Origin of the sequence: Sinomonas sp. G460-2 (genome assembly GCF_047759905.1) — a bacterium.
Lineage (GTDB): Bacteria > Actinomycetota > Actinomycetes > Actinomycetales > Micrococcaceae > Sinomonas.
This window is the reverse complement of the sequence record NZ_JBKZWT010000565.1, coordinates 1-1,079: the sequence shown is the minus strand read 5'-3', so window position 1 is coordinate 1,079 and position 1,079 is coordinate 1. Positions and strand designations below refer to the sequence as shown.

Genomic DNA, 1,079 nt, shown 5'->3' with positions numbered 1-1,079 from the left:
ACGCGTCCGCATCGTCCCTTCCCGGACCGCCGGTCCCACTCATGCGGGCCGCCCTCGCGGCGCCGGCCGAGAGCCTCCCCGTCGAGGCCGGAGAGGCCGAGGTGCGCGCGACCGTCACGGTCGTGTGGCGCCTTGACAGCGCTTCGAACATGTATTCGAATAGTGGACATGCGATGGAACACGCAGACGGCGCAAGCTGAAGCCGAGGGTCCACCCCTCATCCCGCTCGCGGGGCTCCTGCGCGCCGTCCGGACGCCGGAGTTCCAGGGAATCACCTTCCATGAGGTCGCCGCGAGATCGGCGCTCAACAAGGTGCCACCGGCGTCCTCCATGCCTTTCCGATGGACGATCAATCCCTACCGGGGGTGCAGCCACGCGTGCGTGTACTGCTTCGCACGCGGCACCCACACCTACCTGGACCTCGACGCGGGCCTCGACTTCGACCGGCAGCTGGTGGTCAAGGTCAACGTCGCCGAAGTCCTGAGGGCAGAGCTCGCGCGGCCCTCGTGGCGGCGCGAGCACGTGGCCCTCGGCACGAACACGGACCCGTACCAGCGTGCCGAGGGCCGCTACGCCCTCATGCCCGGCATCATCCGGGCCCTCGCCGATTCGGGGACGCCGTTCTCGATCCTCACGAAGGGGACTCTGCTCGCCCGCGACCTTCCGCTCCTGAAGTCGGCGGCAGCTCAGGTCCCCGTCGGCGCGGGGGTATCGCTCGCGATGCTCGACCCCGAGCTCCAGGCGGTCGTCGAGCCCGGGACGCCCACGCCGTCGGCGCGGCTCGCCCTCATCGCCAAGCTGCGCGATGCCGGGATGCCGTGCGGTGTCATGGCCATGCCGATCCTGCCGTGGCTCACCGACGGCGAGGAGCAGCTCGACGCGCTCTTCGGTGCGCTCGCGTCGGCCGGCGCGAGCGGCGTCACCGCGGGGGCGCTCCACCTGCGGCCCGGGACGAAGGAATGGTTCATGCAGTGGCTCGCGCGCGACCACCCGGAGCTCGTGGGCCGCTATCGGCGCCTCTACGGGCAGGGCGCGTACGCCCCGAAGGACTACCGCGCGTGGCTGGGCCGGCGCATCGC

General features: G+C 71.4%; 1 protein-coding gene and 1 pseudogene. Both read left to right on the top strand.

All coding sequences use genetic code 11. The features are described 5' to 3' along the window. Positions 1-200, top strand: a pseudogene (locus ACLN58_RS22485) (hypothetical protein); the annotation flags it as partial. Further along, on the top strand, positions 169-1,079 hold a 911-nt coding region (locus ACLN58_RS22480), incomplete at its 3' end, for an Rv2578c family radical SAM protein (RefSeq protein WP_415857421.1). The pseudogene ACLN58_RS22485 and the gene ACLN58_RS22480, both read left to right, overlap by 32 nt.